Source organism: Oxalobacter formigenes (assembly GCF_002127965.1).
Classification (GTDB): domain Bacteria; phylum Pseudomonadota; class Gammaproteobacteria; order Burkholderiales; family Burkholderiaceae_D; genus Oxalobacter; species Oxalobacter formigenes.
Genome location: NZ_CP018787.1, coordinates 1,984,866 through 2,007,170 on the forward strand (window position 1 = coordinate 1,984,866; position 22,305 = coordinate 2,007,170).

The following is a 22,305-nucleotide window of genomic DNA, read 5'->3' on the forward strand; positions in this document are numbered from 1 at the left end:
CAAACGGAGCGACTGTGAAAAGCAAAAACAAAGACAACCCCGATATCCTCTACTACACCCCTGAACCGGTCGACAACACCCGGCTCTCGAACCTGTGCGGAGCACTCGACGAAAACCTGCGCCAGATCTCGGCAGCGCTGGATATCGAAATCGCCCGTCGTGGCGGCAATTTCATCATCAGCGGCAAAAACGCCTCCCTTGGCCTGCAAGTCATCGAGGATTTCTATGCCGCTGCCGATAAACCCGTTTCGATCAACGACATCCAGCTCGCTCTCGTCGAACAGCGCGCGATCAACAACAATCTCGCGGCTGGCGTGCCTGCCGCCGTACTGGTCGAATCCGAAATGACCAATCCGGTGCTGAAAACCCGTCGCAACGACTTGCGCGGCCGTACCCCCCGTCAGGTCGATTACCTGAAAGCCATTCTCGAACACGACATCACCTTCGGCATCGGCCCTGCCGGTACCGGCAAAACCTATCTTGCCGTGGCCTGCGCCGTCGATGCGATGGAACGTGACGCCGTCCAGCGCATCATCCTGACGCGCCCCGCCGTTGAAGCAGGTGAACGGCTGGGCTTTTTGCCGGGCGACCTTGCCCAGAAAGTCGATCCCTATCTGCGTCCGCTATACGACGCCTTATACGACCTCCTCGGTTTCGAACGTGTCCAGAAACTGTTCGAAAAACAGGCCATCGAAATCGCTCCTCTTGCCTACATGCGTGGCCGTACCTTAAACCACGCGTTCGTCATTCTGGACGAAGCCCAGAACACGACGCCCGAACAGATGAAAATGTTTCTGACCCGTATCGGTTTCGGCAGCAAGGCTGTCATCACCGGCGACGTGACCCAGATCGACTTGCAACGCAACCAGAAAAGCGGCCTGATCGATGCCCTGAACGTGCTGAAAAACGTGCGCGGCATATCCTTCTGCCAGTTCACCAGTGCCGACGTCGTGCGCCATCCGCTGGTCGCCCGCATCGTTGACGCTTACGAAAGCTCGGACAAGCGCAAGAATAACGACGAACGCATGAAAGAAGCTGAAATCGCCATTACCGAAGCCGTCAAGGCGGAGGAAGCCGCGAAAGCAGGCGAAACAAAAGCGAAAACGGCAGCAAAATCCGCAGAAGCCAAAGAAACGGCAAAGGCAAAAGAAACCGCTCCGGCCAAAAAGAAAGAAGCCGTGAAAGCAGAAAAGAAATGAGTTCAAAACAGTCGTTGTCACTCTCCGTCCAGTATCCGGACGAACGCCTGAAAACCACCCTGACGCGTCCGAAACTGCGCCGCTGGGTACAGGCTGCCCTCCAAATGCCAGCCGTCATCACCCTGCGCTTTGTCGATGCCGAAGAAGGCCGCACCCTGAACCGTGAATACCGCGAAAAGGATTACGCCACCAACGTGCTGACCTTCCCCTATGACGACATGGACGAATTCGACCTCACAGACGCCGTTCCATCCCGGCCCGAACCGGAAGCGGATCGGGACGACATCCCGGAACAAATGGCACAGGCCGACATCGTCCTGTGTACCGACGTTTTGGAAAAGGAAGCGAAAGAACAGGGCAAATCGCTCGAAGCCCATGCCGCCCATCTCGTCGTTCACGGTACCCTGCATGCACAGGGTTACGACCATTTGAACGACGAGGAAGCGGAAGAAATGGAAACGCTTGAAAAACAGATCCTTGCAAAACTGGGAATCGCCAACCCTTACGAGGATTGACTGCCGCCAGATTCACATCTTCAAAAAACGCCGTTTTCCGGCGTTTTTTTATTTCCGGCTTCATCAATCAACAAAAAAGGTAAATCGGCCGGACCAACTCAACATGTATTAAAAAATTCCAGACAGGAATTTCCTGCTGGAAAAAGGCATTTATTCCGTTTATTATCAAATTCCGGAAAGAATATTTAATCCTGCCAAAAGCAGCCAACTGGAAACGCGCGTATGGACAGACTGCATCTGACCGATCTTTTAGACGTTGAAACCCTTCAACGATTCCAGAGCAGTTTTTCCGATATGACCGGAATTGCGGCGGTCATTGCTGATGCCAACGGCATTCCCGTCACGGAGCCCACCTGCTTTACACACTTTTGCATGGACATCATCCGGCAATCGCCCGAAGGACGAAAGCGTTGCGAGGAATGCGACAAACTGGGCGGACAACAGGCCATGGAAACCGGGAAACCGGCCATCTATACCTGTCACGGCGGACTCGTCGATTTTGCGGCACCGCTGATTGTCGACGGGCATTTCATCGGCTCTGTCATGGGCGGACAGGTGTTGGGACAGGCGCCGGAAGAAAAACAGTTCAGGGACATTGCCGCCAGCCTGGGCATCGATGCCGACAGTTGCCTTGCGGCAGCCAAAAACATCAACGTCGTTTCCAGGGAAAGAATGGATGCGCTCGCCAACTTCCTCTACATGCAGGCACAACTCCTGTCCGATCTGGCCTTCAACAATTACAAAATCCGGCTGGCCAACCACGAGCTGGAAAAAACGTCGCAACAGAAAACGGAATGGCTCAATACACTCGAACAGCAATATAACGAAAACCAGAACTTTTTGAATGCACTGGCGGAAACCTATCTGACCGTCTATGCCATCGATCTGGAAACGGACCAGTACAAAACCGTCAAAAATGACATCACCGATCTGTCCATCCTTCCCGATTCAGCGCCATTTTCTCCCACATTCAGAAAATACTGCGATACATTCGTCCATCCCGAAGACCGTGAACGTCTCATACAATCCATCGATCCGGACATCATTGCCCGTTCCATTTCGTCACAGAATTCATTTTACGAACTGGAATACAGAAGACGCTACGATAATGAATACCAGTGGCTGCGATTGCAATTCATCCCGATGGAAACCAGAAACGGCATTCCTTCCAAAGTGATTCTGGCCACCCAGAATATCCACCAGCAGAAAAAACAGGAAGCCCTCGAACGACAGGCCTTGAGAGACGCCTGCGATGCCGCCAACAAGGCCAATGCCGCCAAAAGCCGTTTCCTGTCCTGCATGTCCCACGATATCCGCACGCCGTTGAACGTCATTCTCGGCATGAACCAGATGGCCAACCGGAACATCGAGGACAACGAACGCGTCAGAAAATGCCTCGAATCCATTTCCGTTTCCTCCAGGCATCTGCTGACACTGGTCAATGAAATACTGGACATGTCGCGAATCGAAAGCGGCAATCTGATCCTGGCAGAACAGGCATTCGACTTTGAAGAGCTGGTCAAAAACGCCATCGAAATGATCGGGCCGTTCATCGTGCAAAAACATCACCGTTTCACCATCAATACCGATAATCTCGTCCATAAAAACGTCATCGGAGATGCTCCCCATCTTCAGCAAATCCTGCAAAACCTCTTGTCCAATGCCGTGAAGTACACACCGTCCAACGGCAAAATCGACCTGAACATACGAGACAAAATCGGGGCTCCGACCGGATACACCACTATCGAAATACGGATTGCCGACAACGGTTACGGGATGAGCAAAGACGTGCAGGCCAGAATCTTCGACCCTTTCGAGCGCGGCAACGATACCCGCATCAACAAGATACAGGGAACCGGCCTGGGGCTGACCATCACCCAGAACCTCGTCCAGCTCATGAATGGCGACATCCAGCTCGAAAGCGAACCCGGCAAGGGAACCACCTTTACCATCACCATCCCTTTCAAAATCATGGAAGGCGACATCGAAGCAAAAACAGCCGTTTCCCCATCATGTGCCAGACGGACATTCGAAGGCAAACGTGCCCTGCTGGTTGAAGACAACGAACTGAACATGGAAATCGCCGTCGAATTCCTGAAACTGACCGGAATCGACATCGATACAGCTGAAAACGGACAAATCGCGCTCGACAAAATACTGGGCACGCCGGAAAACCATTACGACATCATCTTCATGGACATCCAGATGCCCGTCATGAACGGCCACGAGGCGAGCCGTGCCATCCGTGACCTTGCCAGAGCTGACACTGCCAGAATCCCCATCATCGCCCTGACTGCCAACGCCTTCATCGAAGACATTGCCAAATCCACCCGGGCGGGAATGACCGGCCACATCGCCAAACCGCTCGACCCCGACAAAATATACGAAGTCATGAATCAGGTGCTTTGAAAACAGCTGTATAAAACATCGCACCAGACTTCAGTCCGTTCAAGCAGAAAATTCTCTGCCTTATCCATCTATCAAACGATAAAACCGTATACCTTCATCTCATCTTGACTGACCTTCAAAAATGCACCCCATTAAAAAAGTTATAAAAAACAATGAGTTGAAAATTTGTAAAAAAACGAAGGTCAAAGCAGTCCAATTCGCTTAAAATACTGAATAAACAAGTAGTTATCAAATTATTTGTCTAGTGATCCACCGTGTAGGTGGTTTAGAAGAGGCCGCGCAGTAGTGAAATAATCTTTTTCCCGTGATCCACCGTGTAGGTGGTTTAGAAGGGTAGGGTAGAGGTAGCCCATATTCATCGACTGTGATCCACCGTGTAGGTGGTTTAGAAGTTCTTCCAGCAATTCAAGTGTATCGATATCAAGTGATCCACCGTGTAGGTGGTTTAGAAGATCAAGGAAATGGCGAAAATCGTTTTTCGCACGTGATCCACCGTGTAGGTGGTTTAGAAGCGAATAACCAGATAGGACAAGACCATCATGTCGTGATCCACCGTGTAGGTGGTTTAGAAGACACCGCAAGATTATCTATCTTATGTAATACCGTGATCCACCGTGTAGGTGGTTTAGAAGGGAATACGATTCATCGCTACCCGAAAGAAATCGTGATCCACCGTGCAGGTGGTTTAGAAGTGCTGCCAGTTCCGTTTCTTCATTACGTTTCGGTGATCCACCGTGCAGGTGGTTTAGAAGGAAAGCCGTATGCGTTGGTTCGCTTGTGTCTCGTGATCCACCGTGCAGGTGGTTTAGAAGAAATACATACCAGCAACAGGCAATGAGATACAGTGACCCACCGAGCAGGTGGCTTAGAAGGGTAGCTGACGGTGTTTAGCTCCTTCCCGCATGTGATCCACCGCACAGGTGGCTTGTAAGCTCAAATTTCTTTTCAAGAATTGCCCTGGCAAGGTGATCCACCGTAAGTGGCTCAGAATTTCGGCATTGCATACGTTTATGCCGAATGTTAGTGATCCCCTGTGCAGCTGGCTTTCGCAATGAAACTGAATGAATTTATAAAAAAACGTATTCTGCTGATAAATTTCCACAATCAATCTTTCATTGCCCGTCTGTTTTCTCCAACAAAAAAACACATTTACACGTAAATATCTGTTTTTTCTTTCCCGCAAGCAATGAACCCGAATGTGTCATTTTATAATGAACCTGTCTCGGCAGTTTCATCAACCAATCGGATGTAAACGATACCGGTTTTCAAACCGGCCTGAACTGGACGACATATGCACATTCTGCTTGTCTCGGCATGTGAAAAAAGGGCTATCAAAAAAACAAGGGCCCTGCTGGACAGTTATGCGCTGCGTGTCGGTGAAAAAACATGGTCGACCCCGATCACGCAGGAAGCCCTGACCGAACTCCGTACGGCACTCAAAAAAACCGCTACCCGCTAGACTGCCGTTGCCTGTTACCGTAACGATGGCCGCAGGCGCATGAAACTGCTCTGGACTGTCGGGTCCCGTTCCACTTTCGGTCCGAACGGACATTTTCCGTCAGGAACCAAAGCAAAATCCACAAAGACGTCTGTTTTCACGCCTTTATGGGCCCGTACGGCTTCCCTGCTGGCGCAGGCTGCCGGTCAAACTCACGATATCGGAAAAAGTTCCCGCCGTTTTCAGGACAAACTGAACCAGCAGGCACCATTGAAAGACGATGTCCGGCACGAATGGATTTCAGTCAAACTGTTGCAAGCTCTTCGCCAAAACGGGGGCGACTGGGTAAAAAGCTGGGAAGCGCTGAAAACGCGGATCGGCGACTTCGTCCTTGCCTCCCGCAAAATCGCTCCGGATTCCAGCGAAGCGATTTCATCCGCGACCGAAGCTATCGATTTCCTGATCCTGAGCCACCACAACCTTCCATTGAACGATGACAACGGAAATACGAACGGTCCGAGTATACCGACATCAGGAGAATGGCTTGTCAGAACACCCGATCCGTGCATCGAACAGATCAGCCCGGCCGGATTTTTTTCTCCGGCTATCCTCGACGATTACATAAAACTGGAAAAGAAACTGCTTGAAAAATACGATAGTGACGATACGCTTTTCTGGCGCGCCATTCTCGTTTATGCTCGCGCTGCCCTGATCTTTGCAGATCACGTCGTTTCAGCCGAACGTGAAAAACAGCCCGGAAAAAACGATGGAACGCTGTACGCCAATACGGACTGGTTTGAATCCGGGAAAAAAGACCTCAACCAGCCGCTGGAAAAACACCTGAAAGAGGTTGGAAAACGTGCAGCCGAGGCTGTCTGGCATATGGCTCAATTGACCGCCTTGCAGCAGAAACGCCTGCACAGCCGGAATCTTTCTGGCCTCTCGGAAGAAAGCGTCGAAAAGATCATGGCGAGCGCCGATCCGGATGGGCGTTTCGCCTGGCAAAACCGATGCGCACAATCGCTTGCCGATATGCGCGAGAAACATCCGGATTGCCCTGTTCTTGTCCTGAATATGGCGGGAACCGGATCAGGGAAAACCCGGATGAATGCCCGGATCGGCTGCCTCCTCTCTCGTGAAGAACAGCCACGCCTGTCCATCGCCTTGAACCTCAGAAGCCTGACCCTGCAAACAGGCGCGGCCCTGTCTGCCGATCTCGGAATCGGGCCTGATGAACTGGCAACCGTCATCGGTGACAGGACGACACAGGAATTGTTCAACAAGGCCAATGCACTGAAAAACGGCCGGCCATCGCTGGACGATCCGGACAATACTGACGAAAACCTCCCGGAAAGCGACTTCATTTGCGTTGGCAATACCCATCTGACTCCTGAATGGATGGATGCCTTTCTAAAAAAAGGTTCCGAAAAATTGCTGATCGGCTCACCCCTTCTGGTATCGACTGTCGATTTCATTATCGCAGCAGGTACACCGGGTTCACAGGGACACCACGTCAAGGCGCTGATGCGACTCATGAGTTCGGATCTGGTACTGGATGAAATCGACGGATACGAACCGGAAGCCATGGTCGCCGTCCTGCGTCTTGTCCAGCTGGCCGCCCTGTTCCGCAGAAACGTCATCTGTTCCTCCGCCACCCTGTCGCTGCCCGTCGCGACGGCAATCGAACGTGCCTTCCGTTCCGGTGTGGACATGCTCAACCGGCTTGAATTACACAAAAAAGAGGGACAACTTTCCCTGGGTTTCATTCGTGCCATGATCGACGATGAACTGCCACCTCAAACTGATTATATCGAAGGCGAAAACGCCGGTTTCAGCCAGACTTATCAGGCACGCCTGAACGATATTGCCAGGAGCGTCAGCCAGAAACCGGCTTACCGCAAAGCCATGCTGCACCCGGTTGCCATACAGACCCGGACAGGATGGTTCAATGCCGTATATGACGCCGCTTGTACCATGCACCGCTTCCAGCGATGGCCGTTCGGTCAAAGCGGAAAATATGTGTCTTTCGGACTGATACGCGTCGCCAATGTCTCCACCGCCATCGATCTGGCCCGTTTTCTGGCAAGGCAGATGCCCAACGCCTGTCTAGCCTGCTACCATTCGCAGGAATTTCTGATGGCCCGTTTTCACAAGGAACGACGGCTTGACCAGCTCCTCTCACGCAAAAACGGAAACACGGCCATATTAAATGATCCGGAAATCATTCGTTTTATCGCCGACACCCCGGCGGAGGATATTCCTTTTATCGTTGTGGCGACTCCGGTGGAAGAAATCGGACGGGATCACGATTTTGACTGGGGCGTCATCGAACCGTCCAGCTCGCCATCCATCGTCCAGACAGCCGGTCGCATCAACCGTCACAGGCTGGTCATCAACCCGTCGCCCAATGTCGCCATCCTCCAGTTCAACCTGAAACACTGCATCAATGCCGAAAACGACCGGGCTGAAATGGCCGCTTTCATTTACCCGGGATATGAAAAACAGGGCAAACGAAAGGGAGGCTTCAAAACCCACGATCTCGCCGAACTGCTCCCATGGACTGTCGAGAACGATGTCCCGGTCCTGAAAATCGATGCCCGATTGCGATTCGATACCGATACCTGCCTGCTGGCAGGAGAAGATGACAAAACCATCACAGCCCGTCTGGCGCCATACTATGGCACTGACGGACACTTCGTCAGACAACCGGTTCATAGCTGGCTGCTGACGAAAGGCCCATACGACAGGACGCCACTTCGCGACCGGAGCACGCAAAAACAGCAATGGAAAGTCGTTTACGACGACGGACAAACTGATTTCTACAAACTGGAACGGGTTATCGACCCGAAAACCGGCCGCGTCATCGATGACTGGAGACGACAGACAAGGACATCGATATGCCAGACCGCTGCCCTGCCGAATGCATGGCTGGATGCATCCCCTGAAAAAATGATGGCGCTCTGTGCCGAAATGGATATACCACAGGAGCGGGGCATGCAGGCCGAACTGTTAAGCTATCGTCCGGACGCCAGATTCGACTATGATTTGGGATTCGGCATCAAACGGATCAAAACCTGAGTTATTTTTTCAACCCTGTTGATGGAAAGGACAAACCGTGCAGGAATCGACTGAACCGATAGAAGAAAGCGACGAAGCACCTTCTACATCGACCACAAAAAAACAGGCTGCAAATCCCTGGAAACACCAGAGTGAAGAAACTTACCGGAAAACGGCTGAAAAACTGGTACATTTCAGTTCCAAGACCGTCAATTCCAACGCCTCGGCTGCCGGCATCCGGCTGACCGCAGGCGACGGACTGGATCTGCCTTACGTCAGCGCGCGAACGCTGATAAACGCCGGTGTCGAACTGGAACTGGACTACGCCGAAGGGGGCGCAGCACAGGCAGGCATCATCAAACAACTCATGGCTTGCCAGACAAACGATCCGTTCGCCGATGCAGCCACCGCCGAAGAAAAGGCGTGCATCCGGCCACTTCTTGAAAAAATTCGTGACGAACGCTTCGAACTCGGTACCGGCAAGGTCGATCTTCGCCTGAGACAGTTGCTGATCCCGAAAGAAAACGCCCCCGGCGGATACGTGGCCGTCACACCGATCACGTCCGGAAGTGTCTGCCATATCCTGTTCAATAACGAGGACGGTCTCGTTTTGGAACATAACCGGAAAGCATCCGACGCCGCAAAGACCAAAAAAACGTCCCCATTTTCCTTTATCCGGCAGGCTCGCATGGGGATTGGCGGAGCCAACCCGCAAAATGTGGGTCGTCTGACGCGAAACATGCAGCAACCCATTCTGGTTTCCGCTCCGCCACAGGATGCTCGTCTGAGACATGCCCTCTCGATTTATCACAAAGGCCTGACATTCGACTTCAGCCGATACGGCCCTTACTGGGATGCGCTGATCCGTTACAGCATCTATCGTGATGAACTGACCGACAAAGAAAAAAACACCATGCAAACGAACATGAAAAACCGCGCTGGTGAAACGACGCATTTTCATGGTCTCGGCGCACTGGTCGAAGCTCAGGCTCAACAAGCCTTTTCCCTGCTCTGGAAACATCGGGAAAATCTGCCGCAGGAACACCTTTTCGAAACGGGAATCGAGCCGGAATATGAACTCGTTTCGCGGAAGGTCCACGGTGTTATCCGTGGCCTCATCGACCCGCGCCTGAGAAAAACAGACTACAAAAAAGACAGGACAGGGCGTGAAATGAACTGGCCCCGCGAAATGGCTGAATATATCGCCGATGCCATCGTCAACGTCCGCCATGTCAAAGACGGGGAATCCATTCTCCTCTTTCCGCTGGACGACGTCGCCAAAATGGACCTGACAAACCAGCTGGAGGATTATTTCAGATGAGTTACCTGTTAATTCCCGACATGCGTGTCCAGACAGCCAATATCCATCACAGCTCGTTTTTGCTGGGTGGGCCTCCTGTCATGGCCGCTTTCTTTTTCGCCCATGCCATGGGACGGCAACTGGGCAAAAACGTCCGTGTCAATGGAACGGCCTACATTCATCATCATATGGATGTACTGGGTCAATCGTTTTATGGAAGACTGTCGCTCCAGCAACGACGGGGCGCCGCCTTCACCTTTTCCAACAAGCCCAAAAAGGATTACTCATCCAAAAACGAACATGCCCTGTCCCTCCAGCCCGTAGCCAATGCCCATTTGCGGCTCAGCCTGATTATCGACATCGACAATCTGGAATCCATGGCTGGCGTCAACCGGTTCCTGCACAAGGCCCGCTTTTCCGGTGGCCATATCATTTCCCATGGCGAACCCGGGCAATACGACGACCTTGACGAGGCCATTGACGACCTGCCCGCCGGATTTTTCGTCATGGACAGAAGCGATCTCATGAAAACCGGTACTTCAGACAATCCCGCCCAAACCTTCATAGACCGGTTGGGTACGCGATATGAAAGCGAAACAGGCAACACATGGCTTTCGGCCGCCTGCCTCGGGTACGCCATGCTGACCCCCTACGCATCCCGCGAAGGTGCACGGGAAGGCTACGAACATGCCTTTGCCGAACCGCTTGTCGGGCTGGTCCAGTACCGCTCGTCACGCCAGTTCGACAAGGACTATGAAACCGTCCTCTGGAAACCCGAATGGGTAAAAGACGACGTCTACCGACTGCATCAGGATAGTGAAAATCTCGACTAATTATTTGAAAGGAATTCATCCATCATGGCTACCCGAATGAAAAAACTGCCCGGAGTTCTCTCGTTTCAGCGCTGCATGTTTCCAACCGATGCTCTCTTTTACAATCTGTATTCCGGAAAAGACAAAACGGCTCTGCCCGTCATCCGTCACGGTATCCGCGGCACCCAGAACATCAACAAGACCTGGTCTGAAAAAGCGACCGAAGCGACCGTCGCCAGCGCCAAACGGGACGAAGTCAGCAATATCCAGACAACCGACTCGGCCAAACTGGATGTCAGCGCAAATGCCCTCTCCGTGCAGTTCGACCTCCGTTTCATTGACCTCTCCGATGCCCTCTTTGCCTGTGCTGCCGGAAAAGGCGATTCCATGGACGACATCAAAACCTTCCGTGACAATGTCGCCCAATTCATCGACAAGGCCAAAAACGGCAAAGGCATTGTCGAAGTGGCTTGCCGCTATGCCCGCAATATCGCCAACGGCCGTTTCCTCTGGCGCAACCGGACCATTGCCGAATCCATCCAGATCAGGGTAGACGACAGCGATGAAAAATCCGCTTCCGGTTTTTCCGTCACTTTCAATGCACTGGACGTTCCCCTGAATACTTTCGACAATATCAGTGAAGACGAGAAAAAACTGGCTGACGTCATCGTCAAAGGCCTGAAAGGCGACCGGCAGGCACGCCTGAGAATCAGCGCCCGCGTCGACTTCGGCATGCAAGGCCCGCTGGAAGTCTTCCCATCACAAAACTATCTGGAAAACAAATCCAGGGGATTTGCCCGCTCCCTGTATTTCGTTGGCGGTATCCCGTCAAAACAGGAAGCCCATACCATCGAATACCTCGGTCAGGCCGCCATCCGCGATCAGAAAATCAGCAATGCCCTGCGCACCATCGATACCTGGTATCCCGGCTTTGAAAACCGTAACATCCCCATTCCGGTCGAACCGAACGGTGCCAGCCTCGATGCACAGCAATTCTTCAGGGCAGACAACAAGTCATCCGGTTTCCGCCTGATGGAAAAAATCACCGATCTCGATCCGGATACCGAAGACGGCATGTTCCTTCTTGCCTGCATCATCCGTGGCGGCGTCTATTCAGGGAGCGACAACTGATGAAACCGAACTGGTATTTCGAACTCGACATGCCGGAAGGAGGAAGAGACGAATTCAGTCCGGCACCGGCCATGCGAAACCGGTTGCTTGGCATCCTGCATGCCTTCTTCAGCCAGAATCCGCACAACTATGCCGTTGCCTTGCCCAAAGAACGAAACCGGCTGCGCGTATTCGCGTCCTCCCGCGACGATCTGGACAAGCTCGTCGCATACCTGACGCCCAATCGATGGATACGCGACTACGTCCGGCTGAGCTATCCCGTCAGCGTCGAAACCCTTTCCGTCAAAAAATGGCAATCATATTGCCGCTATCGCATCCCCACGGACAAGTCCGACCGGAAAACGGGAGAAGAAAAAGGGCTTCTTCGCCAGAGACGAATGAAAGAAGCTCGTGACAAAGGTATGGAATTCTTCATCGTCCATAGCAAGAGCACCGGGCAAAGCTATTCCTTCTTCATCAACCGGATCGACGGCCTACCATCCGGGGAAGAATGCCTGCCGAACAGCTACGGCTTTTCAACGACAGACAAGCCATTTTACCTGCCGGAACCATCATGAACGCGCCAGCGAAGGGAAAGCCCCAAATCAACCCGCGAGCCGTCATGCTCTCGAAAAGAGCCAACGTCTTCTATCTGGAACACGCCAAGGTCATCCAGATGGACAACCGGATCGTCTATCTGACACAGGATGGAACGGACGTTGAAAAATACTTCAACATCCCGGAACGCAATACGGCTTTCCTTTTGCTCGGCAAGGGAACCTCCATCACCGACGCTGCCGTGAGACGACTGGCCGAATCCAACGTCATGGTCGGCTTTTGCGGATCGGGCGGTTCTCCGCTGTTCGGTGCACTGGACATGACCATGCTCGCACCACAAAGCGAATACATGCAGACATGGGTCAGACACTGGTTCGATGAAGAAAAAAGAACACAACTGGCTCGACATCTGCTCATCACCCGGGCCGATCTGACCGGACGATACTGGAAAGACAACATCGAACTTGTCAAACGTGGCATCCAGCTTCCCGATACGTACATCGATACCTTCAAAAAAGACATCGAAAATGCCAAAAACGCCGAAGCGCTTCTACTCATCGAAGCCCGCTGGGCCAGAACTTTGTACGCCTTGCTGGCACAGGGTTTCAAAATCGAATTCAGCCGCAAGGAAGGCGAACGAAAAAACGACACCCTCGCCGATATCGTCAATGGATACCTCGATCACGGCAACTACATCGCCTACGGCTATGCTTCCGTTGCCCTGTGCGGCATGGGCATCAGCTTCTCACTTCCCCTTCTCCACGGAAAAACCCGCCGGGGCGCCCTCGTCTTCGACATCGCCGACCTGATCAAGGACGCCTGCGTCATGCCACTGGCCTTTCTCAGTGCCAAACGGGGCGACAACCAGAAAGATTTCCGAAATTCCCTGATTGAATACTGTCAGGACAAGGAAGTGCTTGACCTTCTTTTTACCTTCATTTCTGAGGCATGCAATAAAGTCGTTTAAAATCAACTACTTGAAAATTCATGAAAAAACGAAGGTCAAACGGTGAAAAAGGAGACAAGTCAATAATAAACAAGGATTTTTTCAAAAAATTGTCTAGTGAACCACCGTGTAGGTGGCTTAGAAGAAAAGGGTCTTTCTGGATGATGAAACGATTAAGTGAACCACCGTGTAGGTGGCTTAGAAGCCGGTGAAGACACTGAGAACAAGCAGCCTGTTGTGAACCACCGTGTAGGTGGCTTAGAAGGAAGGAGGCGGTTGAAGATCAGCCGTGGCATCGTGAACCACCGTGTAGGTGGCTTAGAAGAGCTTCGCCAGAAGTTTTAGCCCTTCTCAAACGTGAACCACCGTGTAGGTGGCTTAGAAGGTCAATCGCTGCTGTTGAACTTTTTGCATTGGGTGAACCACCGTGTAGGTGGCTTAGAAGGAATGCATCGGCAGCCGCCCGGATCTCTCCGCGTGAACCACCGTGTAGGTGGCTTAGAAGAAAAGAACTGAGGCGTGAACCATGACATTAAAGTGAACCACCGTGTAGGTGGCTTAGAAGTTGTCATAAAATACTATTCCTTTATCGAGACTGTGAACCACCGTGTAGGTGGCTTAGAAGTGATTTGCGCCGCCGGGAATGCCCGACAATAAGTGAACCACCGTGTAGGTGGCTTAGAAGATCGCCTGAACCTGTTTCTAAAGAGAAGAAATGTGAACCACCGTGTAGGTGGCTTAGAAGACGCATCGCCGGACACCCGCGCATTTCCGTACGTGAACCACCGTGTAGGTGGCTTAGAAGTTGAAGATATCGACCAATGTCGAGGTGTTCTCGTGAACCACCGTGTAGGTGGCTTAGAAGATTCTGGAAGAATTGATCAGAAGATTTGTACGGTGAACCACCGTGTAGGTGACTTAGAAGATCATGGCACCTTTTTGTTAGTCATAATCGCCGTGAACCACCGTACAGGTGGCTTGGAAACGTTAATAGGACGAATAAAGAAACTTCGCTGGATGAACCATTCAGCAAATAGCAAGTGCCATGTATATTTTATAAAATATTCATTCGGTTTTCCTGAATGGAACGAACTCCCGTTAACTGATAAACTTGCCATCCGGAATGTCTGACCTGTACAAAAACGGTCGCCTCTTCAAGCTATGCTATGGGAAAATTGATCATTAAAGCGGCGTTGTCCGTTTTCATCTGTTGCCTGATATACGAATTCTTCGATATCGGCACAGGTATCCCCTTTTATTCGGGCATTGCAGCGATCATCTGCCTGCAGCCGGAAATCAAAAGCACCTTCCGGATCGGCATGAACCGGACGATCGGTACCTTGATCGGCGGTTTTACGGGAATGGCGATCCTCTTCATTCTGCGGGAATTCTCCCTGTTTTCCTTTCCGACCCTTAAAAACTTCCTGATTTCCCTGTGCATCATTCCCCTGATGTTTCTGGCCGAATCCTTCAAAAGAGGCCCTCTTTCACACCTTCTTGAAAAGGCCCGGCAAAACAACCTCTTCAGTATCGCCCCATTGATCGTTTTTGCCGATTTCATGCGCAAAAGCGCCCTGACCAATATCACCTGCGTCGCCTTTTTGAGCGTGACAATCACGCACGGCGCAGATTCCAGCATTTCAGGGTTTGCATTGAACCGCATATTCGATACCCTGATCGGCGTATTTGTTTCCTTTTTCGTCAATATCATCCCGATGGGCGCCGAAGCGAATGCCACCGGACGCGAAACGCATGACGTGGAGTAGAAAACAATTCTCCCTCCATACGACCGGTTTGCCTGTTTTTCCCCTCTCTTCTCTCTTTATTTGCCCAAAGGCGGCAAAATCCCGCGTCAATTTCACGAAAGAAAAACATAGGTCAAGAACTTTGGCAATTCTTTTGGCTAAGATATGAAAACTGTCTTTATTATCAACTTGATATGGGAATCGTCATCATCAAGGCAGCGATATCGGTCTTTATCTGCTGTCTGATCTATCTTTTTTTTGATATCGGAACCGGTGCGCCGTTTTATTCGGCCATCGCGGCGGTGATTTGCCTGCAACCTGAAATCAAGAGTACGTTCCGTATCGGGCTGAACCGGACAATCGGCACCCTTATCGGCGGTTTCACCGGCATGTTCGTGCTTTTCCTGATCCGGGGCATTGAACTCGAGTCGCATCCCGTCTTTGCCTATTTGTTGATCTCGTTTTGCATCATTCCACTCATGTTTCTTGCCGAGATCGTCAAAAAACCGCCCCATTTCAAAATCACCAGCCCCAAACAGGAAGAAAAACACCCTTTTGCACTTGCGCCCTTCAAATATCTCGTCGATTTCATGCGCAAGAACGCATTGACGAACATTACCTGCATCGCTTTTCTGAGTGTGACCGTCACACACGGAACCGACACCAGTATTTCCGGTTTTGCCTTGAACCGCATGCTCGACACCCTGATCGGGGTATTCGTTTCTTTCTTCGTCAATATCATCCCGATCCGTTCGCAAGAGTCTTTAAAGCATGACATGCAGGCAGCCACCGACGCTGCCTGTCATTGCAAATGTCACCAAAAAGACATACCTCCCTCACCTGCACGCGACCCGCGAAAACGCTACATTGCCCTTTCCGGCCATGTGGAAACTGAAAAGGAAATCAAAATCCACTCTGCACCGTCCACGAAACGTATTCCGCGTCCCCATGACAGGAATCACGACGACGCCTGAAGATTCCTTTTGACAGTCCAGCCCTGTTTTTCCCGCCCCAAAACGTAAAAACACCCAAACGCCATATAGCCAAAAAGTTCTCTTTATCCTGCACTATCGTCTTCCCCTTTTATTTTTCCCTGCAAACAATCTTCCGGACCTGTTCCTTTTGAACCGGCGAAAAAGGGTGACTGGACCAAAGCAATCGCACCGTTATTCATGAAAAAAATTTGATGAATGCTCGAATGATGTAAAAAAACCACCAGCACAGTGCAAACCGCTATTACTATTCGGAATAGCGTATCGTTATTCAAAAATAGAATAGCGGTTCGCATACATTATACAAAATGTCTTCTGGCATTTTTCAATCATTAAAGAGGGATTTGCAAATCCCCTGTCAATTTACGGAGTGATAATGAAGAAAAACCTTTTGGCGCTGGCGCTACTCGGTTCGATTTCGGGACTGGCATGTGCCCAGAGCAACGTCACCATTTACGGCATTGTCGATACCGGTTTCATCAAGGAAACCGGTTCCGATGGTCGAATGGGAGAAAACATAAACAACCGCATCGGTTTTAGAGGATCGGAAGATCTCGGAAGCGGTTACAAGGCCACGTTCCAGCTTGAAAAACGTTTCAACCTGAACGATGGCACCATCAGTGGTGTGGACTGGGAAGGCGCGTCCAATCTCGGCATTTCCAGTCCCTTCGGCGCCGTCCGTTTAGGCCGCTTGAACGAATTGCCTACGGAAACTTTCCGTACCCTCGACCCGTTCAACCAGTTCGGTGTCGGCAGTATGCTCTTAAGCTCCCAGCGTTCGACCCGACTTTCGAATACGGTTCGCTACGACAGTCCGAACCTGTCCGGCTTCAAACTGGGCGCAACATATTCCCTGGGTAAAAATACCAACAGCGATTCCATCGCTACCGGTGATATCCCGATGAAAAATCAGGGTGCCGACAACGACGGTTATGCCATATCGGTCAAATACGATAACGGAGGCGTGTCGGCACTGGCAAACTGGAGCCGTCTGGCCGATTCGAACGATTCATCCGTCTGGAACCTTGGTGGAGCCTATTCCTTCGGACCGGCGAAAATTTCGCTCGGCTATGAAAAAACGCATGACAAGGGGTGGAAACTGGGCTCGGTCAAATCCGGAAAACGTTCGTCACAGGATAACTGGCTTCTGGGTCTCGTTTACCAGCTTGGCGCAGGCCGGATCAATGCCTCGTTCAGTTACATGGACATCGACCATTCCAGCAAATGGAACGGCAGCAAGGACATAAAAAAATACTCGCTTGGATATGAGCACAAACTGTCGAAACGGACAACCCTCTACGGCATGGTCTCCTGGTCGGACTTTGAAAACGGACAGGTCGCCGATTTCTATCGCGGCAGTAGCGCAGACGATAGTGTCACAGGCGTTCAGGTCGGCATTACCCACAAATTCTGAGCCTGAAAAACGGTTTCATTTGCCTTGAAAAACAAAAACAACGTTGTCGTCATTTTCTGCGTACCCCTTCGGGGTACGCTTTTTTAACACGAATGATCAAAAAAGCCTCATTCAATCCTTTTTTTCTTTCTTTCGCAGGGGATATATGTCCCTTTTTTGATGAAAATCCGCTTAACGTCCCTTATCTTTCCCTGACTTGCAAATAATTGCCCCAAATCGATAGTCAGGAAAAATTATGTGTGATAAATTGTAAGAATAAAGGTTGTAAACGTAAAAAAATCATAAAATTTCATTGTCTTAGAGCCTTTACCTGGAGTTGTATCGATGAGAAATGCAATATCTTGTCCTGTAACACCTCCTGCCACCCGTTTCAGTACAAAATGGCTGGTATCGGGTATGCTCGGCCTTATTGCTGCACTCCTTTGCGTTTCCCCTCATGCTGCCGTCAACAAAACCGACTCCGGCAAGCAGACTCCGGTCAAATCCGGAAAAGGCAAAACCCGCAAGGCCACCACTCGAAACAGAAAAACAGAAGATGCCAGTCACTGGCAGAAAAAACAGCCCTTCGCTGCATTGTCAAACGATAAAAAAAGTCAGACTCCAGTCAAACAATCCTCGCGGAATGCAAAAAAGAATTTTGCCGATTACCGGTTCGTGAATAATTTGCCTGAAACCGGAAAAACACGGGAAGACAGCCGCAGCGTCAAGCTCGCGTCATCCGTTTTTACACAAAAAGGAAACAGTCTGCCGTCCGCATATGTTTCGAAAAACCAGTCGGTTTTCATGACGGATACAAAGGAATCCGGAACCGGTAATGCAGACAACAATGGATATGCAATGGGGCCTGCGCGTTTCTCCATGAGCTATGAAAAATCGCAAGATCCAACAGAAAGGGTTTCAAGATTTTTGTCCGGAAAAGCCACTCCGGATATCGCCACCAATATCGTGGAAACCCGGCAAAACCAGCCCAATCTCCAGCTGGGAATGGAATATGCAACCGGCAATGGCCGTGTCAACGCCTCGGTCAATTATGTCAAACTGAAAGATACAAAAGGAGCCGCTTCAGGAACAGCAGGAACGAATAACAATAATGATTCGACCGACTTGAAAACCATTGCGATCGGCTATACATACGATGTGTCAAACAGGACATCATTTTATGGCATGGTCGCCCGTACCGATTATGAAAGGGAAGCCATGGCCGGCTATATGAGAGGCAATGGCTCCGACGAGGACAGCGTCACCGGCGTACAATTCGGCATGACGCACAAGTTTTAGGAAAACTGACTGCAGGGAAACACTCTCCGTCCCTTCCGAACAGACCTTCAACTCTGAAACTGTCCTCAAAAAAGGCGTGCAGCGCAATCTGCACGCCTTTTTTCCATTTTCCTTCCCCTTCTCCATCCAAAAAAGACATTTTCTGACCTTGCCGCAACAGTTTGCCCTGTTTTCCCCGGCCGATAATGGAAAAGATGAAAAAGTGGGGATACCATGAAGGTGAGGCTGCTTTAACACCTTCAGTATTGGCAAACCTCCACCGTCATCAACACCGCCCGTCCTGATTGTCATGTCAGGCCGGACAACACGAAAGGAGGACAATATGGAAGTCATCGTCCGTTTTTTAAAGGAAAACCCTGTCCAGTTTCTCGCTACCATCGGTCTTGACGGCAAACCCAAGGTAAGGCCCTTCCACTTCATGATGGAAGACGACGGCAAATTCTGGTTTTGCACCAGCAACCGGAAAGACGTTTATGCCGAACTGAAAAATGCACCTTACGTCGAGCTCTCCGTCGCCTCGCCGGAACATACCTGGCTGAGGCTGGCGGGAAAAGTGGTCTTCGAAAACAACATGGCCATCAAAAACAGAATCATGGACGAATGCGAAATGGTTCGTACCGTGTTCAGGACAGCAGACAATCCCGTTTTTGAAGTGTTCTATCTCGAAGAGGCCATCGCAAGCGTTTCCAACCTGACCGGTTCGCCTGCCAAGAAATATCACCTCGTATAAGACCGATCGTCATGAAAAAAACGCGGATTGTTACATCCGCGCTTTTTTATTATTCACTTTGCCATCAACCATTTTCCTCCTGTCAGCAAAAAAACGGGCCGATGCACATATGCAACGTTTTTTGGGCCGTTTCCGCTATTTTTCGCGAGACTGCCAACCCGTTATTTCATTGTCACGAAACCGTCACACAAAAGCTTTTAGATGATCATGAGCAAGCAGAAAACAGCGTTTGTCTCAGCAAAAAAAGACACAAACTACATCTGGAGTGATCAATGAAAAAGCAACTTCTCGCATTGTCCTTATTGGCCGCCTTTGCCGGCATGGCACATGCACAATCCAACGTCACGATTTACGGCTTGATGGATACCGGCTTTATCAAGGAAACCGGTTCGGACCTGAAAATGGGTGAATGGAACAGCAGCCGTCTGGGATTTAAGGGCACCGAAGATCTCGGAAGCGGATACAAGGCAACCTTCCAGCTGGAAAAACGGTTCTATGTCAATGACGGCGCAAAGAACGGCGACCTTGAATTTGAAGGGGCATCCAACGTCGGTCTGGCCGGGCCTTTCGGTGCGGTTCGTCTGGGACGTATGAATGAAATCGCAACTGAAAGCTTCCGCCGCCTCGACCCGTTCAATCAGGAAGGTGTCGGCAGTATGCTTCTGGGCAGCCAGCGTACCAGCCGTGTCAGCAATGCCACCCGTTACGACTCTCCGACTTTTAACGGATTCAAATTTTCCGCAGCCTATTACCTTGGCAAGAACACCAGGGATTCAGGCAATAACACTCTGACCAGCAATAACGCAGACAACGACGGTTTCGCCCTCGGCCTGAATTTCGACAACGGTCCTCTCCTTCTGTTGGCCAACTACAGCCGGTTGTCGGACTCCAACGATTCCAATGTCTGGAGTCTGGGCGCATCCTATAAATTCGGCTCGGTCAAAATCGGTCTGGGCTACGAAAGAACAGATGACAAGGGATGGAAATTCGGTAGTGCCAGTGGCAAACTGAAAGACACAAACATACGTTCAAAACAGGACAACTGGATTCTGTCGGCCGACTATAAAACCGGAGCACACAGAATTGCCGGTTCGTTCAACTGGATGAAAGTCAAGGATGTCAAAGGCTCGACCAATGCATACTGGACAAGGGACGACTCCGGTGATGTCAAGAAATACAGCATCGGTTATTTTTACAGTCTCTCCAAACGGACGACCCTGTACGGTCAGCTGGCCTATTCCGACTTTGAAGACAAGGCTGTTGCCGAATTTTTCCGTGGCAAAGGCTTCGAGAATGACAGCGTGACTGGCGTTCAGGTCGGTATCAACCACAAGTTCTGATCACGGTCGGAAAAACTGCCGAAAACGCCTTCCCCTGTTTCGGCAAACCTTCAGGGTTACTTTTTGGCACGCAGTAATGCGTGCCTTTTTTATGGTCTTTTCACCAGCGCGAACCTTTCCCGCATGTTGCCTTTGCAAGACACTTCCACACGACAGGGCAACACTTTCTTCAATAAATTCCATCCATTCGTTTTTTATCAAAACGCGACAGTCCAACCCGAATGAAGATTGAATCCAGTCGCTCGAATGCAAGCATCAGAACACGAATCAATACAGACATCTCGGTCAATATAACGGATAGGGAATCGGAGAAATAATGAAAAAGACACTCTTTGCACTCGCCGCCGCCGGTCTTTTCGCCGGTGTGGCAAACGCCCAGAGCAGCGTCACCATTTACGGTATCGCAGACACCGGTATCGTCAAGGAAACCGGCAGTGATGTCCAGATGGGCAATAACCATGAAAGCCGGATCGGTTTCAGGGGCAGCGAAGACCTGGGTAACGGATACAAGGCCCTGTTCATGATCGAAAAGCGGATCAACCTCAACGACGGTACCAATCTGGGTGAAGTTGACTGGGACGGTGGAGCCAACGTCGGTATCGGTGGCCCGTTCGGTACGGTCCGCCTCGGACGTGTTGACGAAATCCCGACCGAAACCATACGAAAACTGGACCCGTTCGATAACGACAGTATCGCCAACATGCCTTATTCCACCCAGCGTTCAAGCCGTATTTCCAATACCATCCGTTACGACAGCCCGAGCCTGTCGGGACTGGTGTTGACGGGAACATACAGCCTTGGCAAAAACACCAAAGGCAGCGACGCCACCAATGCATTCGTTCAGGCGGGCGCAGATAACGATGGCTACGCGGCCGCTGCGGTATACGACAATGGCCCGATTACCCTGCTGGGAGCATGGAGCCGTCTGACCGATTCGAACGATTCCTACCGTTGGGACGTCGGTGGCGCTTATAGCTGGGGTAACCTGAGACTGTCTCTGGCATACGAAAAAACCAAGGACAAGGGCTGGTATGACGGTGGCAAATCCAATAGCGGCATTGCAGACTCGACACTGATCAACGGCGTTGCCGCCACCATGAACAGCTGGATTCTCGGCCTGAACTACAAACTCGGCCCCGGTACCCTGAAAGCATCCTTCAACTACGTCAAGCTCAAAAACGTCAGTGGCGTCTCCGCGGCAGACGGTGGAAATTACTGGGCCAACAACAGTTCGGCAGACCTGAAACAATACGGCCTGGGTTATATCTACGACCTGTCGAAGAGAACGTCGTTGTACGGTATTCTGGCCTACACCGATTTTGAAAATGAAGCCATTTCCAATTTCTTCCGGGGAAGCGGCTTCAATAACGATAGTGTAACCGGTGTACAGGTCGGCATCACGCATAAATTCTGACCGTAACAGGTCATAACCGGTTCCAGTGGCTTACGCCACGGAAAAGGG

The 22,305-nt window shown here is 51.0% G+C and carries 16 protein-coding genes, 1 pseudogene and 2 CRISPR repeat arrays; all 17 genes and pseudogenes read left to right on the forward strand.

The window, feature by feature from the left end; translation table 11 throughout:
* Positions 1-14 precede the first annotated feature (14 nt).
* The 17 genes and pseudogenes from BRW83_RS09400 to BRW83_RS09475 all read left to right on the forward strand — a co-directional run bounded on the left by BRW83_RS09400 (position 15) and on the right by BRW83_RS09475 (position 22,257).
* Positions 15-1,199: a PhoH family protein gene (locus BRW83_RS09400; RefSeq protein ID WP_036602607.1), complete on the forward strand. Its 1,185-nt coding sequence runs from the start codon at positions 15-17 to the stop codon at positions 1,197-1,199.
* On the forward strand, positions 1,196-1,714 hold the full coding sequence (ybeY, locus tag BRW83_RS09405) for an rRNA maturation RNase YbeY (RefSeq protein ID WP_036602604.1): 519 nt from the start codon (positions 1,196-1,198) through the stop codon (positions 1,712-1,714). The genes BRW83_RS09400 and ybeY overlap by 4 nt, the downstream gene beginning before the upstream one ends.
* A gap of 222 nt (positions 1,715-1,936) precedes the next feature.
* On the forward strand, positions 1,937-4,123 hold the full coding sequence (locus BRW83_RS09410; protein ID WP_005879786.1) for a PocR ligand-binding domain-containing protein: 2,187 nt from the start codon (positions 1,937-1,939) through the stop codon (positions 4,121-4,123).
* A 244-nt stretch (positions 4,124-4,367) separates the two neighbouring features.
* Positions 4,368-4,995: a CRISPR direct-repeat array (repeat unit 28 nt; unit sequence GTGATCCACCGTGTAGGTGGTTTAGAAG).
* Between the two features lie 419 nt (positions 4,996-5,414).
* Positions 5,415-5,582 carry a hypothetical protein gene (locus tag BRW83_RS11800; RefSeq protein WP_155811799.1) on the forward strand — a complete coding sequence of 56 codons (168 nt, stop codon included), beginning with the start codon at positions 5,415-5,417 and terminating at the stop codon, positions 5,580-5,582.
* Between the two features lie 12 nt (positions 5,583-5,594).
* A pseudogene (gene cas3f / locus BRW83_RS09415) lies at positions 5,595-8,639 on the forward strand (type I-F CRISPR-associated helicase Cas3f); the annotation flags it as partial.
* 37 nt (positions 8,640-8,676) lie between these two features.
* A complete protein-coding gene (locus BRW83_RS09420) occupies positions 8,677-9,939 on the forward strand; it encodes a type I-F CRISPR-associated protein Csy1 (protein ID WP_005879782.1) in 1,263 nt (420 codons plus the stop codon).
* The gene (locus BRW83_RS09425) at positions 9,936-10,751 is read left to right on the forward strand and encodes a type I-F CRISPR-associated protein Csy2 (RefSeq protein WP_005879780.1); all 816 of its coding nucleotides are present in this window, start codon (positions 9,936-9,938) and stop codon (positions 10,749-10,751) included. Before BRW83_RS09420 ends, BRW83_RS09425 begins: the two co-directional genes overlap by 4 nt.
* Before the next feature lie 24 nt (positions 10,752-10,775).
* On the forward strand, positions 10,776-11,861 hold the full coding sequence (gene csy3, locus BRW83_RS09430; RefSeq protein ID WP_036602602.1) for a type I-F CRISPR-associated protein Csy3: 1,086 nt from the start codon (positions 10,776-10,778) through the stop codon (positions 11,859-11,861).
* Positions 11,861-12,418 (forward strand): type I-F CRISPR-associated endoribonuclease Cas6/Csy4, encoded by a 558-nt coding sequence (locus BRW83_RS09435; RefSeq protein WP_036602601.1) that lies wholly within the window; start codon positions 11,861-11,863, stop codon positions 12,416-12,418. The genes csy3 and BRW83_RS09435 overlap by 1 nt, the downstream gene beginning before the upstream one ends.
* The gene (cas1f, locus tag BRW83_RS09440) at positions 12,415-13,365 is read left to right on the forward strand and encodes a type I-F CRISPR-associated endonuclease Cas1f (protein ID WP_005879773.1); all 951 of its coding nucleotides are present in this window, start codon (positions 12,415-12,417) and stop codon (positions 13,363-13,365) included. The genes BRW83_RS09435 and cas1f overlap by 4 nt, the downstream gene beginning before the upstream one ends.
* A gap of 96 nt (positions 13,366-13,461) precedes the next feature.
* Positions 13,462-14,329: a CRISPR direct-repeat array (repeat unit 28 nt; unit sequence GTGAACCACCGTGTAGGTGGCTTAGAAG).
* Between the two features lie 181 nt (positions 14,330-14,510).
* Positions 14,511-15,110: an FUSC family protein gene (locus BRW83_RS09445; RefSeq protein ID WP_005879771.1), complete on the forward strand. Its 600-nt coding sequence runs from the start codon at positions 14,511-14,513 to the stop codon at positions 15,108-15,110.
* A 173-nt stretch (positions 15,111-15,283) separates the two neighbouring features.
* A complete protein-coding gene (locus BRW83_RS09450) occupies positions 15,284-16,063 on the forward strand; it encodes an FUSC family protein (RefSeq protein WP_005879769.1) in 780 nt (259 codons plus the stop codon).
* A 394-nt stretch (positions 16,064-16,457) separates the two neighbouring features.
* Positions 16,458-17,495, forward strand: a complete 1,038-nt coding sequence (locus BRW83_RS09455; RefSeq protein ID WP_036602598.1) for a porin — start codon at positions 16,458-16,460, stop codon at positions 17,493-17,495.
* Positions 17,496-17,819: 324 nt separating this feature from the next.
* Positions 17,820-18,773 carry a porin gene (locus BRW83_RS09460; RefSeq protein WP_005879765.1) on the forward strand — a complete coding sequence of 318 codons (954 nt, stop codon included), beginning with the start codon at positions 17,820-17,822 and terminating at the stop codon, positions 18,771-18,773.
* Positions 18,774-19,095: 322 nt separating this feature from the next.
* On the forward strand, positions 19,096-19,503 hold the full coding sequence (locus tag BRW83_RS09465; protein WP_005879763.1) for a pyridoxamine 5'-phosphate oxidase family protein: 408 nt from the start codon (positions 19,096-19,098) through the stop codon (positions 19,501-19,503).
* A 272-nt stretch (positions 19,504-19,775) separates the two neighbouring features.
* Positions 19,776-20,843: a porin gene (locus BRW83_RS09470; RefSeq protein ID WP_005879761.1), complete on the forward strand. Its 1,068-nt coding sequence runs from the start codon at positions 19,776-19,778 to the stop codon at positions 20,841-20,843.
* A gap of 316 nt (positions 20,844-21,159) precedes the next feature.
* Positions 21,160-22,257 carry a porin gene (locus BRW83_RS09475; RefSeq protein ID WP_005879759.1) on the forward strand — a complete coding sequence of 366 codons (1,098 nt, stop codon included), beginning with the start codon at positions 21,160-21,162 and terminating at the stop codon, positions 22,255-22,257.
* Positions 22,258-22,305: the final 48 nt, after the last annotated feature.